We start from the raw sequence: 13,440 nt of genomic DNA, 5'->3' as shown, positions 1-13,440 counted from the left end.
CCTGCGAGCCGAGAGGAGACGACCATGACCGACGAGCCAGGCAACACCCGGCCGACGGCGCCGGTGTCCAAACGCAAAGCGGCGGCCGCGCGTGGGGCCGCGCGCAGGCTCGGCGTCGAGGACTGGACCGACGCGGCGCTGGGCGTGCTGCTGCGCGACGGCGTCGCCGCCATCACCATCGCCAAGGTATGCGATGAGCTCGGCGTCACCAAAGGTAGCTTCTACTGGCATTTCGACGGTATCGACCAACTGCTCGAGACCACCGCGCAGTTCTGGTGCGCCGATCAGAACGACGCGGCCCGCGGGTTCACCGACCTCGACGAACTGCCAGTGCAGGAGCGCTTGGCCCGGATGGGCGCCTTGCTCACCGGAGAGCGGGTCTGGCAGGTGGAGCTCGCGGTCCGAGACTGGGCGCGCACGAACGCCAAGGTGGCCGAGGCGGTGAAGGCGCTGGATCAGCGGATCTTCCAGACCCTGTCGAAGACCTTGGTCGACATGGGATTCTCGGCAGAACAGGCGGAGATGCGCGCCGGGCTGATGTGCTTCGCCGGGATCGGCTTCGTGCACGGCAACCAGAACCTGCCCGTGCCGACCGAGGATCAGCGCCGCGAGTTCTTCCGGTTCATCACCAACACCGAGTCGCCCCGCTGAGCTGCGGTGCGCCCCAACGAGTTCCATGCCGGTGAGCACGGCGCGGAGGTCATGTCAGCGCGACCAGCTCGTGCAGCGTGGTCCCGCTGCGTCGCTGCGGTCCGCTCTCGGTCTGCACGGTCAGGTCGAAGCTCGACTCGAATCGGAAGTAGCCCGGGTGCCCGACCAGGCGATGCACCAGCGGTTTGACCAGGCGCGAACGCACGATCGGAAGATCGTCGAGCAGGTCGTGGGCGTGGATGACCCGCTCGACGTCCAGGCGCAGTTCGAGCTTTCCGGGCACCTGCAGTGCGACCCACTCGGGGTAGTTCCGGCCCGCGGTGGCGTCGAAGCGCGCGGGCCCCTCGGTGATCACGGTCTCGCCGGTGGACAGCACGATGTCGGCGTGGTGGGCGAGCATCAGCGGGCTGATCTCGTGTCCGCCTCGGCGCTGCTGGGTGAGCACCGAGGCGAACAGCAGCGAGTAGTCCTCGACGTACAGCCTGCCCCAGTGCCAGCGCTCGATGATCTTCTTCATGTCGCCGACGCCCCAGTTGTGGTCGTGATACCCACGTCCGGTGACCTCGTGTCGCACGCCGTCGAGCTCGATCGAGCCGGTGACCGCGGCACGCGGCGCGGCGACCATCCAACCGAAGGAATCCTTACTGCCGAAACGGGTTTCACCCTTGCCGGGCATCCAGCTGGGGACCTCGTTGTGGAACCGCAGGTCGAAGACGAGACCGCCCTCGGCCATCCGCAGGTGATGGATCGGCAGGCCGTCGTCGCGGAACTCGGTGCGCGCGGTGTTGGCGCCGACGCGCACATCGCAGGCATCGGGCGAGAACGAGGTCGCCGAGTGCGGATAGCGCCGCGACACCTGGCGGCGTGTGCCGTCGGGGGCGTAGACCATCATCTCCACCCAGGGCCGGGCCAACGGCAGGTCCTCGGGTCGACGTTTGGTCAGGAAGCCGATCACCACGTGGCCGGTGTCGAGATGCGCGTCGAAATACCAGTGTTCGAAGGCGAGCTTGCTCGGCGAGGGATGCAATCCGTTGTGGCGCGGCGCGACCGGTGTCAGTTCGCCGTCGCTACGTCCCGGCCCGTTCCACACTTCGACGATGTCTGCGGTAGTCATGGCTGCTTTCGGTGGGTTCATCGGCGCAGGGCACCGCTGGCGTCGAATGCCGCTGTGCGGCCCTGCATCTGGGCTCGATACCAGTTCTCGCGATGGGCGAGCATGAGCTTTTCGTGCGCCCGCGCGAACGGCGGGCAGATCCGGCGCACGATCTCCATCACGGTGATCAGCGGAAAGCGCAGGATCGGGATGAGGATCCACGGGAACGCGGGTGGCATGGTGTAGTGGCGGCGGGTGCCGGGGGCCATGTACATCGCGGAGTACACGGAATTGATCCGGTAGTTGTACTTCTCGCGCCACAGGGTCAGACCACGGTGGCCGTCGCGGGGCGCGAAGGCCGCCGGATAGGACTCGATCAGTTCTGTTCCGTGCTGTCCGGCGTCGTAGGACCGCGAAACGATGGTCATCGCCAGTACCCGCAGTCCGTCGAGGACCGTCTCCGGATACCAGCGCACCCGCACGCCGAGCAGGTGGCCCATGTACTTCTGGAAGTGCAGCAGCGCACGGATTTCCGACGGCGTCGTCTGATAGCCCAGCGCCCACAGGCCGAGGCCGGGCGTCACGCTGCCCGCCAACAGGGTGAGCATCTGGTAGGTCTGGCTGATCGGCAGCCCCCAGCGTTCGAGGTCCCATTCGGGGTGGCCCGCGACCTTCGCGCGGACCGAGACATGCATGACCCGCACCTTCAGCGCGGTGGCACGGCCCGGCGAACCCGGGGTGAGCAGCGCGTCAGGGGCGGAGACGTCGATCCAGAAGCGGGTGGTCTCCAGGAACCGGCGCAGGGCGCTGTCGCCCGCGTAGCCGCCCGCCAGCGACAGTGGCGTCGCGACCGCGGCCTCGGTGTACATCTCGAGAGTCTCGGCACCGGCGAAGCTGAAAAGCATGGTGCCCCAGCGTCGCCAGATCGCCGCGCCCTGCTCCACCAGTTCGGGCACCACCCAGTCGGGCACCGTCTCGAACTCGGCGAACAACGCGCGCATGGATTCCGGCGCGTCCGGCACCGCATGGATGCCCTCGGCCAGCGCCGTCTCCAGCATCGCGCGCCCGGCTTTCGACCCGATCGCACCGTGCATCACCTCGGCGACGAACCGTTCGGCTACCGGGTCACCGGTGAACAGGTCCTCGCACAGCGCACTCGCCTGCTCGTCGCTGGGAAACAGTCGCTGCCTGGTGACGGTCGTGAACACGCGCTCTAGCCGACGCACCAGCGGGGTGTCGCGGGCTTCCCAATAGCGAAAGGCGGTGGGGCACTTCACCGGCGCCCCGGAGCGGGTGTGCTCGACCTGACGTTCGACGGCATCGACCACTGTCGACCTCCTGATCTGACATCCACTCGCTGACTGCGATCGGTGTCGACCATACTATGTCGAATCTCTTTCCGTACCTGAAAGTATGGAACCGTCACGGCACGATGCGGTACTTCAGCATCATGTCGTGGTCCTCGTGGTCGAGCAGGTGACAGTGCCACACGTATCCGCGCAGGTCGTCGTGCTGATGACCGGCATGGTCGGGCGCGCGGTGACCGGTATGGGCGCCCGCGCCCGCGCGTTCGGTCGCGACCCGGCGCGGGAACGGGGCGTCCGGGTCGAAGCCCAGTTCCGCCGCGGTCGGGAACCGCACGATGATGCTGGTGACGGTGCCGCCGTCGACGCGCACGATGTCCTTGTTGCCCGCTTCCCACGGCTGCGGCGCCACCATCGGGCCGGCCAGGAATCCCTCGGCAGAGGGCGCCCACTTCTGTCCGACGGGCGGCTGCGGATGGGCCAGCTGATAGTCGACGGTGCGCAGCGGAGTCCGGCCGAGAAGGCGAAAGGTGACCAGGTGCAGGTGGATCGGGTGCGGATCGGGCGTGATGTTGATGATGTTCCACTGCTCGACGGCGCCCTGGCGCGGCATCTCGATATCAGGACTGCTGAAGGTGAGATTATTCAGCGACATGATCGCGGGCGGCACACGCAGCTCGTAGGGCTGGCTGACGGTGACATCGCGGATCACCGTCGGTGTTTCGATCGGCGGCAGCAGCGGCGGCAGTCCGGCTCCGCCACGTAGCCGTTCAGGCACGCCGCCCGCGAAGCCCGGCCGGTCCTCCACCCGGAACTGGCAGAACCGAGGCATCGCGACCTCGCCGAGAATCGCGGCCTGGGAGACCGGCGCCTCGTCGTTGCGCAGTTCGACGGTCTCGCCCGGGGCCAGTGCGGCGAAGTCCACCAGCAGATCCACTCGTTCACCCGGCGACAGCCGCAGCTCGTGGGTGGCGACCGGCGCGTCGAGCAGCCCGTGATCGTTGCCGATCACCCAGAACCGCATCCGGTTGCCGAAGAACAGATTCCAGACGCTGAACGACGCCGCGTTGAGCACGCGGAAGCGGTAGAGGCAACGCGCGACCGGTAGGTACGGCCAGATCTTGCCGTTGACCAGGCCGATGTCGCCGACGGCTCCACCCTCCCAACCGCCTTCGGGCACCACCGATGTCGACCGGACCGATTGGTGCCCGTCTGCGGTGAACAGCTTCTCCTGCAGGACCAGCGGCACTTCGAACTCGCCCGCGGGCAGACCCAGCGGGTTGTCGGGTCCACCGGTGTCGAACTCGTCGCGGAGCAACAGCATTCCGGCCAGCCCGGCGTAGACGTTCACGCGGGTGATGCCCATGGCGTGGTCGTGATACCAGAGGTGGCCGGTGTCCTGCGCCAGCGGGAAGTGGTGGTCGATGTCACCGCCGGGATAGACGAGTTGCTCAGGATGCCCGTCGCTGTCGGGCGGCGTCACCCCGCCGTGTAGATGCAGCGACGACGGCGGCGCGGTGCGGAAACTCTCGGCGACGCCGTGCAGGCTGGTGTCCATATCGGCGGCGAGCGGGTGCGTGGTCATCCTGTTGACGAAACGCAGGCGCAGGGGCGTGCCCGCCGGATGCTCGACGGTCGGGCCCAGATAGCTCATGCCGTTGTAGCCCAGCGACGGCGACGGCGGCAGATCACGGTGGAACCGGTGGGTCGCGGTCTCGGCGACGAGTTCGAGCCGGTCGCCTCGCACCACGGGCAGGCGCGGCATCTCGTCGACGAACGGCTCGACCGCCGGGGAGTGGAACAGCAGGGGACTGCGCACTCCCGAAGGCGCGGTGGGGGCCGCGCCGACCTGCGCCTCCCCCAGCGCCGCGGCGAGCAGGCCCGCTCCGGCCGCCCGCAAGAACCGACGGCGTTCGATCGGATGTTCCATGCTCGAGCCCTTCTCGGGCCGCATCGTCGCAGGCACCGCGCGAGCGACCGTACCACCGAGTACGGTAACCAGTACTTCCCGGGATGGCACTCGGTGCATCCTCGCAGCACCTGCCGATATCGGCTGCGCCCGAGGAGGACTCGCGACCCGTTCTTCCGAGGGATCTCGCGGCTCGGCGCCAGGCGTACGATCAGCGAACCAACATGAGGCGGGGGCTTCCAGCGCGAGGTGATGTCGCATGTTCGATACCGATGTTCTGATCGTCGGCGCAGGTCCGGTGGGGTCGGCGGCCGCCGTGGAGGTGGTCCGCCACGGTGTGCGGTGCCGGATCGTCGACGCGCAATCCGAGCCGCCGCAGTACGCGAAAGCGGTGGGCATCCAGCCCCGCACGCTGGAACTGTTCGAGGCGATGGGCGTCCTGCGGGAGGTCCTCGACGCCGGGATCCTGATGCGCGGTCAGATCGTGTACGTCAACGGCACCGAGGCCGACCGCATGGATCTGACGCTGCCACCCGAGATTCCTTTCGGGTTTCTCGGACTGCCCCAGTACGAGACCGAGCGGATCCTGCGCCGACATCTGGAGTCACTGGGCACGCGCGTCGAGCGCGGGGTCCGGCTCGTCGGGTTCACCCAGGACGAGGACGGTGTCGATGCCGTCCTCGCCGGGCCCGAGGGCGAGCACACGGTGCGGGCACGGTATCTGGTCGGCTGCGACGGCGCGCACAGCACCGTCCGCAAGACGCTGGGTCTGTCGTTCGAGGGTGCGGCCTTCGACGAGCAGTACATGCTCGGCGATGTCGAGCTGGACTGGTCGCAGCCGCACGGTTACAACGTGCGGTCGATGCACCAGACCAACGGTGTCACCGACGACGTACTGGTGTGCATCCCGCTGCCCGGCCACCACCGCTACCGCGTGTCGATGCGGGTTCCCCCGGAACTCCAGATCGACACCTCCGTCGGCGGCGACAAGATCGAGCACGGACTCGGCACCGGGCCCGGCCCCGGCCTGGCCGATATCCAGGCGGTGCTCGACCGGCTCGCGCCCGAACCGGTGACCGCCTCGCACCTGCGCTGGTCCTCGGTCTTCCGGATCAGCCATCGCATCGTCGACGCCTACGGCCGGGGACGGGTATTCGTCGCGGGCGATGCCGCCCACATCCACCCGCCCACGGGCGCCCAGGGCATGAACACCGGTATCCAGGATGCCCACAACCTCGCATGGAAGCTGGGGCTGGCCGTCGCCGAGGTGGCCGCGCCGTCGTTGCTGGCCAGCTACGACGCCGAGCGCAGGCCGGTCGGCGAGGAGGTGGTCGGCCGCACCGTCCGTCACGCCCGCGACGGGATCGGCGCCGACGAATCGGATGCCGAACGTGTTCTGCTGCGCGAGGCGCAGCTCCTGATCGACTACCGGGACAGCCCCATCGTCACCGAATCCCCCACCGGCGCGCGGTCTCCGCTCGCGGGCAGCCGCGCTCCCGACGCGACCGGGCTGACCCGAGACGGCGTGACGTCACCTTTCCGCCTGTTCCCGCTGCTCGCCGGCCCAGGGCATACTCTGCTCCGCTACGTCGACAACACCTGCGACACAGCCACTCTCACCGAGATGGAACGCCACGTCGCGCTGCTTCGGAAACTGACCGACGACCACCTCGACACCTACCTCGTCGCGAGCCCGGAGGCCACCATCGCCCCGACGATCCTGCCGGTCATCCGCGACAGTGACGGCGACTTCGCCCGGCGATATCACTGCGCCGCCGGCGCGGCCTATGTCGTACGCCCCGACGGCTACCTCGGCTACGCCGCCTCCCCCGCCACTCCGGACGACCTCATCCGTCATTTCGAGTCGACGTTCGCCCCGGCTCCCGAAAGCGTCATGGGGATCGCCTGATCCGCGCGATTACCGTTCGGGTCTGTCCGTCGGCGCGGTATCGGCCTCGCCGCCCGGATTGTCGCCGGACCCGATTCTGCGCGGCATCGCCCTCGGCCGAGCACGCCCGGGAGAATCGGCACCGGCACGTTTCCGACGCGAGGCGCCGAGATCTATGACATTGCGTTCGTGCTCGGGGTTCTCGTCGGCCTGCGCCGCAGCCAGCGCCGCCCCATGGAACAGCCACGCACCCGTCTCGCCCTGCAATTCCGCTCGAGTCACCGGTCGAGTCGGCGCCGGATCGTCGACTTCTTCCGAAGGCCACGGCCGAGGTCGAGCTTCGTCGACCTTCTCTCGCCCTCGTCGCGGCAGCCTCGGCAGCCGGACGACGTTCGATGCACCGCCCGCGGCCGCACCGGAACCATCCTCGTTGGCCTTGGCCTCTTCCCACTTCCGACGCAGCCGCTCCACCGCGTCGAAACGGCCTTCATCAGGTCCCATCGTGAACCCTGCCCCGGTTTCCTGCCGACATCGAACTAACCGCGGACAGGTGTCGCGACAGCTATCGGTCCCACAGCAGCCAACACCCCAAACTTCGTCTCAGGCCTATCGTTCACCTTCACATTCTGCATCAAGACACCCGCCGCCGTCTTCGACCCATCCCAAAGGTGTCAGCAGCGCCCGCTCATCTCTCGAACCGATCCCCGCGCTGCGCGGTCCCCGCACCCGCTACATGATCCTCCGTCGCATCGAACAAGCATCGTTGAATCAAGGGCTGGATCAGGGCTTGACTGCGGTCACGCCGGTCGCGCTCGCGCAGAACTGCCACAGGCGATCGCGGTCGGCGGCCGACTCCAGAGTGCGCCGCGAGTAGTGCTCCGGCCTCGGCATGCGGTCGTGCCAGAACAGTCCGGACGGCAAGCCGTCGGTGGCGGCGAGCCAGATCGCGGTATCGGCGCCCTGGGCGGGTGTGCGCAACAAGGGGCCGGTCAGCGCGCGAAATCTCGGCAGCGAGGTGGCGACACCCGGGGTGTCCACCCAGCCGGGATGCATGGTGTGCACCGAAACGCCCGCTCCGAAATAGCGTTCGGCCAGCACCGGTGTGAGTGCTACCTGCATCCGCTTCGAGCGGGCGTAGGCGGTGGCGCCGCGATAGTCGCCGGTGCGGTACTCGAGGTCGTCGGGATGGACGGCCTGGGCGTACATGCCACCCGAGGACATCAGGACCACCCGCGCGTCCCCTGCGCGCTGCAGTGCTGGTGAGAGCATTTCGGTGAGCAGCAGCGGTCCCAGGACGTGTGTGGCCACACACAGTTCGTGTCCCTGCCTGCTCTCGGTGCGGGTGGTGGGCATGACTCCCGCGTTGTGGACGAGTACGTCCACCCGGTCGGTCCGGTCGACGAAATCGGCGGCGAAATCCCGCACGTCCGCCAGGTCGGCGACATCGCATCGCCGCACCTGGACGAGGGCGCCGGGAACAGCCTCGGCGATCTCCGCGGCGGCGGCCTGCCCACGCGCGGTATTGCGCACCACCAAGATGACCGCGGCGCCGAGTTCGGCCAGACCGACGGCGATCGCCTTGCCGATGCCGGAGTTCGCACCGGTGACCATGGCGGTTCGGCCCCGCAGGGCCTGCGGCGCGAACGGCGGCCACGTCCGGCTCCGCACCTGGAAGCCGATCCTGCTGTAGCCGGGGAAGACGGTGCGGTCGAGTGCGGAGTCGATGAAGGTCGGAAGGTGAGTGGTCATCGTGCGCTCCTACCGGATCGATGTACCGTGAATCTATGCATCGTTTGTGCGTCGTTTCAATGGTAGCGTCGAAAGGGTGAGCCGGACAGTCCGCCGGCCGACCGAACTCCGGAGGACGTCATGACCCCCACCTCGCCCAGCAAGAAACGACACATCGCCGATTCGCCGGATCTACCGGTCGCGGTCCGGGGAAGCGAAAAGCGATGACCGGTGATCGACGTCGGGTGGCAGTGATCGGCAGCGGGGTCGCCGGGCTCACCGCGGCCTGGGTGCTCGCCCGCACCTGTGAAGTCGTGCTCTACGAGGCGGATGCTCGCCTCGGCGGCCATGCCCACACCCATCGGGTGAATTCCCGCGCCGACGGCACCGGGGAGTGGCTCGGCGTGGATTCCGGCTTCATCGTGCACAACGACCGCACCTACCCGACCCTGCAGCGTTTGTTCGGCGAACTGGGCGTGCGCACGCAGGACTCGGACATGTCGATGTCGATCCGCTGTGACGGCTGTGGACTCGAATACGCCGGCGCCAAAGGGCTGCGCGGGATCTTCCCGGAGCCGCGGTCGCTGACCCGCGGCCCCTATCTGCGGATGCTCGGCGAGATCACGCGCTTCCACCGCCTGGCCCGCGCCGAACTGGACATCGACCACGGCGACGACCTGCGCACCGTGGGCGAATTCCTGCGAGCCGGCGCCTTCTCCGACTATTTCACCGCGCACTTCCTGGTTCCCCTGGTGGCGGCGGTCTGGTCGTGCCCGCCGGATCTCGCGCTTCGCTACCCCGCCCGCTACCTGTTCACCTTCCTCGACCACCACGGCATGCTCACCGTGTTCGGCTCGCCCACCTGGCGCACCGTCACCGGCGGCTCGGCCACCTATGTGCGAGCGGTCGCCGAGGGCGTGCAGGAGGTGCGGACGGCGGTGCCGGTGCGGGCCGTCCACCGCGCCGCGGGGTCGGTCGAGGTCCGCGACGACGCCGATCAGGTGGACCACTTCGACGCCGCCGTGATCGCCACCCACCCCGGTCAGGCGTTGCGGCTGCTGGATCGGCCGACCACCGCGGAATCCGACATCCTCGCCGGACTGACCTATTCGACCAACCACACCGTGCTGCACACCGACGAGTCCGTGCTGCCCCGTCGCACCGCGGCCCGCGCGTCGTGGAACTACCGACTGCCGCACTGTGATTCGTCGCCGGACCGGGTGCTCGTGAGCTACGACCTGACACGGCTGCACCGACTGCCCGCCACCGTCGATCGCCGGTTCCTGGTGACCCTCGGCGACGACGACCGGGTGGCGCCGGACGCGGTCGTCGCCACGATGACCTACGAACACCCGCAGTACACGCCGCGTTCGATGGCCGCCCGACGGCGGCTGCCCGAGATCGGTGACCAAACCGTGGCCTTCGCCGGGGCGTACCACGGGTGGGGATTCCACGAGGACGGCGCGCTGTCGGGGTTGCGCGCGGCCGAACGCATCGGCGGTCTGTGGCAACCGCGTCCCGCGGCGGCCCCGGCGGTCGCGCAGGGGGTGCGATGACCCGAGCCCGGCTGGTGCGCACCGTGATCCGCCATTCGCGTCGCGAACCGGTGCGGCACCTGTTCGCCTATCGCAGCTACAGCTGGCTCGTCGACCTCGACGAACTGCCGAGCCTGCCCTGGCCGTTGCGACCGTTCGCGGGCTTCCACGCCCGCGACCATCTCGGTGATCCGTCGGTCACGCTGCGCGACAACGTGGTCGACCACCTCACCCAGCAGGGCATCGATCTGCGTGGTGGACAGATACTCATGCTCGCCAACGCGCGGATCTTCGGCTACGTCTTCAACCCGCTCACCGTGTTCTGGTGCCATGACGACACCGGCACCCTGCGGTGCGTGATCGCCGAAGTGCACAACACCTACGGCGAACGCCATCGCTATCTCGTCTCGCCGGAGCCGAATCCCTCGGTCGCCAAGGAGTTCTACGTCTCGCCGTTCAACCCGGTGACCGGGCGCTACCGGCTGCGTCTCCCGGTTCCCGACACACGGCTGCGATTGGCGATCTCGCTCGAGGGACCGGACGGCCGGTCCACCTTCGACGCCACCGTCCTCGGCCTCGTCCGCCCCGCGACCCGCCGCACCGTGACCGGCGCGGTTCTCGCGCACCCGATCGAAACCTGGCGCATCGCCGCGCGCATCCGATGGCAGGGCCTGCGCCTGTGGCATCGGGGTCTGCCGATCGTGCCACGCACACCGCATCTCGCCCAGGAGGCTCTGCCATGACCACCCTCTCCACGTGCGGTGCGCCGCCCGCCACCACCACGTTCGTCGACCGATGGCCGCACCTGGCCGAGGTGCCCCGCGGGGTCCGCGCGAGTGCCGGTCGGCTGGTGGCGGCGGCATTGTTCCGCCGGGCCGCGCAACGGCTCGCGCTGCGGGTCGAACTGCCCGACGGCACGATGTTCGGCGGCGGCGTCGACGACCCGACGACCCCGCGGATGGTCCTGCACGACCCGGACGCGTTCGCCACCCGGCTCGGCGCCACCGGCCTCATCGGATTCGGCGAGGCGTACATGACGGGCGACTGGTCGGCCCCGGACCCGACGGCGGTCCTCACCGTGCTGGCCTCGGACCTCAGCGCTCTGGTCCCGGCGCCGCTACAGGCACTGCGTCCGCTCTTCCTGCCCGGACAACCCAGCCGGACCAGGGCCACGCCCGCCGGCGCCCGCAGCAATGCCGCGCACCACTACGACCTGTCCAACGACTTCTTCGCGTTGTTCCTCGACGAGACCATGACGTACTCGTCGGCGCTGTTCGACCGGCTCGACCCCGCCCCGGAGTGGGACGACCTCGCCGCCGCCCAGCACGCCAAGATCGACCGGCTGCTCGACGCCACGAACGTCGGGCCGGGCAGCTCCGTGCTCGAAATCGGTACCGGCTGGGGTGAACTCGCCATCCGCGCCGCGCAGCGCGGCGCGACCGTCCGCTCCGTCACGCTCTCGGCGCAACAGCTCGTACTGGCCCAGCAACGCGTGGCCGCGGCCGACCTCGCCGACCGCGTGACGATCGAACTGCGCGACTACCGCGATGTCGACGGCAGCTACGACGCGGTGATCTCGGTGGAGATGATCGAAGCCGTCGGCTACGAGTACCTGGCGGACTACCTGACCGTTCTCGAGCGGCTGCTCGTGCCGGGTGGTCACGTCGCGGTGCAGGTCATCACCATGCCGCACGATCGGATGCGGGCCAGCCGCGCGACCCATACCTGGGTGCAGAAATACATCTTCCCCGGCGGCTTCCTCCCCTCGGAAGAGCTTCTGGCGCAACTTCTCTCGCACCACACCGACCTGGAACCGGTCGATCGGAGCGCGATGGGACAGCACTACGCGCACACACTGCGACTGTGGCAGGACCGGTTCACCGCCGCCGACGCCCGAGTCGCCGCACTGGGTTTCGACGAGGTCTTCCAGCGAATGTGGCGGCTGTATCTCGCCTACTCCGAAGCCGGCTTCCGCTCCGGATACCTGGATGCGCTGCAACTGATCCTTCGACGTAGCTCGTCGGCCGAGCTCGATGCGGCGGTGACGCGATGAACCCGACCACGCCCTCTCGGATCCTCGGCGTCGCGACCGCGGCCTACGGCGTCGCGGTCACCGTCCGCCCCGAGATCTTGCTGCGCCCCAGCGGGCTCGGCACCGGCGCGGAACCCGAACTGCGCGCGTTGGCCCGCTCGGTCGCGCTGCGCGATGTGCTCTCCGGGCTTGCCTTGGTCACGGCGACCGGCGCCCGTGCGCGCACCGTGGCCGCCTTCGTACGGATCGGCTCGGACGCCGCCGACACGGCCGTGTTCGCCCACGCGCTGAGGGGCCGTCCCGAGCTCGGCAAGACTCTAGCGGTGACCTCGACGTGGGGACTGCTGTGTCTGGCCGGCGCCGTCTACGAGCGTCGCGGGAGAACCCGGCCGGTGCTCGAACGGGGCGTTCACCGGCCATGACGGCCACGCCGGATGACCCTCAGGCGGCGACGGAGCTGACCGTCGGCACCGTCGCGCGCCTGCTGGGGGTTCCGGTCGCCACCCTGCGCAGCTGGAATCAGCGCTACGACCTCGGCCCACGCGGGCACCTGCCGGGTCGGCACCGCCACTACACCGGTACCGACCTGGCCGTGGCCACCAAAATGGTCGAATTGGTCCGGGCGGGCGCCACTCCGGGAAGCGCCGCGCAAGCCGCGCGCACCGTGCTCGCCCCCGAGCCGGAGCTCGGCGCGGTCGACCCGGTGATCATCGCCGCCGAGAACATGGACCTCGCCCGGCTGCTGGACCTGCTGGCGGCGCACATCACCCATCACGGCGTCGTGCCCACCTGGAACCATCTGTGCCGACCCGCCTTCGAGCACATCGTGACTCGTCAGCAACAGGGCCGCGGCTACATCGACGTCGAACACCTGCTGTCGTGGGCGATCACGACCAGTCTGCATCGCTGTGTGCCGCCCTTGACCGATACGGGTCGGGAGCCGGAGGTCGTCCTAGCCTGTACCGCGGGCGAACACCATGTGCTGCCGCTCGAAATACTGCGTGCCGCACTCGCCGAGAAGGGCAGGGCCGCATTGCTTCTCGGCGCGGATGTGCCCGATGACGCGCTGGCCCACTCGTTGTCACGGCGAACACATCCCGCTGTCGTCGTGCTGTGGTCGCAGACGCCCGCCACCGCGGCACCCGCCGCGCTTCACGCCGTCGCCGGACGAGGTCCGGTAATGTCCGCCGGTCCCGGCTGGACGGACACCGTCACCGGGCGACGGCTCAGCTCTCTGGAGGAGGCCGTCGATGTCTTGTCGAACACCGTGCTGTGACTCGTCGGACAGGAGTGAACTGCT

General features: G+C 68.9%; 12 protein-coding genes. 7 read left to right on the top strand and 5 right to left on the bottom strand.

What is annotated here, in order from left to right:
* The first annotated feature begins 24 nt into the window (after positions 1–24).
* Positions 25–651 (top strand): TetR/AcrR family transcriptional regulator, encoded by a 627-nt coding sequence (locus IBJ82_RS06650; protein ID WP_194824979.1) that lies wholly within the window; start codon positions 25–27, stop codon positions 649–651.
* 49 nt (positions 652–700) lie between these two features.
* Here IBJ82_RS06650 and IBJ82_RS06645 read toward each other — a convergent pair whose 3' ends face one another.
* The 3 genes from IBJ82_RS06645 to IBJ82_RS06635 form a co-directional block, all read right to left on the bottom strand.
* Complete coding sequence (locus IBJ82_RS06645) at positions 701–1,765, bottom strand: lipocalin-like domain-containing protein (protein ID WP_194824978.1); 1,065 nt, start codon at positions 1,763–1,765, stop codon at positions 701–703.
* A 17-nt stretch (positions 1,766–1,782) separates the two neighbouring features.
* On the bottom strand, positions 1,783–3,072 hold the full coding sequence (locus IBJ82_RS06640) for an oxygenase MpaB family protein (RefSeq protein ID WP_370585179.1): 1,290 nt from the start codon (positions 3,070–3,072) through the stop codon (positions 1,783–1,785).
* Between the two features lie 94 nt (positions 3,073–3,166).
* Positions 3,167–4,978, bottom strand: a complete 1,812-nt coding sequence (locus IBJ82_RS06635) for a multicopper oxidase family protein (protein ID WP_194824977.1) — start codon at positions 4,976–4,978, stop codon at positions 3,167–3,169.
* Positions 4,979–5,216: 238 nt separating this feature from the next.
* On the opposite strand from IBJ82_RS06635, the gene IBJ82_RS06630 reads away from it, so the two are divergent.
* Entirely contained in the window at positions 5,217–6,866 is a 1,650-nt protein-coding gene (locus IBJ82_RS06630; protein ID WP_194824976.1) for an FAD-dependent monooxygenase, read from the top strand.
* Positions 6,867–6,875: 9 nt separating this feature from the next.
* Here IBJ82_RS06630 and IBJ82_RS06625 read toward each other — a convergent pair whose 3' ends face one another.
* A complete protein-coding gene (locus tag IBJ82_RS06625) occupies positions 6,876–7,346 on the bottom strand; it encodes a hypothetical protein (RefSeq protein WP_194824975.1) in 471 nt (156 codons plus the stop codon).
* Positions 7,347–7,625: 279 nt separating this feature from the next.
* Positions 7,626–8,594, bottom strand: a complete 969-nt coding sequence (locus tag IBJ82_RS06620) for an SDR family NAD(P)-dependent oxidoreductase (protein WP_194824974.1) — start codon at positions 8,592–8,594, stop codon at positions 7,626–7,628.
* A gap of 203 nt (positions 8,595–8,797) precedes the next feature.
* Here IBJ82_RS06620 and IBJ82_RS06615 point away from each other — a divergent pair, with 203 nt between their 5' ends.
* The 5 genes from IBJ82_RS06615 to IBJ82_RS06595 are packed head-to-tail and all read left to right on the top strand — an operon-like array spanning position 8,798 to position 13,416.
* A complete protein-coding gene (locus tag IBJ82_RS06615; RefSeq protein ID WP_194824973.1) occupies positions 8,798–10,129 on the top strand; it encodes an NAD(P)/FAD-dependent oxidoreductase in 1,332 nt (443 codons plus the stop codon).
* Entirely contained in the window at positions 10,126–10,851 is a 726-nt protein-coding gene (locus tag IBJ82_RS06610; protein WP_194824972.1) for a DUF1365 domain-containing protein, read from the top strand. The genes IBJ82_RS06615 and IBJ82_RS06610 overlap by 4 nt, the downstream gene beginning before the upstream one ends.
* The gene (locus IBJ82_RS06605) at positions 10,848–12,161 is read left to right on the top strand and encodes a cyclopropane-fatty-acyl-phospholipid synthase family protein (RefSeq protein ID WP_194824971.1); all 1,314 of its coding nucleotides are present in this window, start codon (positions 10,848–10,850) and stop codon (positions 12,159–12,161) included. The genes IBJ82_RS06610 and IBJ82_RS06605 overlap by 4 nt, the downstream gene beginning before the upstream one ends.
* Positions 12,158–12,562 (top strand): hypothetical protein, encoded by a 405-nt coding sequence (locus tag IBJ82_RS06600; RefSeq protein WP_194824970.1) that lies wholly within the window; start codon positions 12,158–12,160, stop codon positions 12,560–12,562. Before IBJ82_RS06605 ends, IBJ82_RS06600 begins: the two co-directional genes overlap by 4 nt.
* Positions 12,559–13,416 carry a MerR family transcriptional regulator gene (locus IBJ82_RS06595; RefSeq protein WP_194824969.1) on the top strand — a complete coding sequence of 286 codons (858 nt, stop codon included), beginning with the start codon at positions 12,559–12,561 and terminating at the stop codon, positions 13,414–13,416. Before IBJ82_RS06600 ends, IBJ82_RS06595 begins: the two co-directional genes overlap by 4 nt.
* Positions 13,417–13,440 lie beyond the last annotated feature (24 nt).

The sequence above is a fragment of the Nocardia sp. XZ_19_231 genome, from assembly GCF_015355705.1.
Taxonomy (GTDB): Bacteria; Actinomycetota; Actinomycetes; order Mycobacteriales; family Mycobacteriaceae; genus Nocardia; species Nocardia salmonicida.
This window is presented reverse-complemented; position numbering and strand designations above follow the sequence as displayed.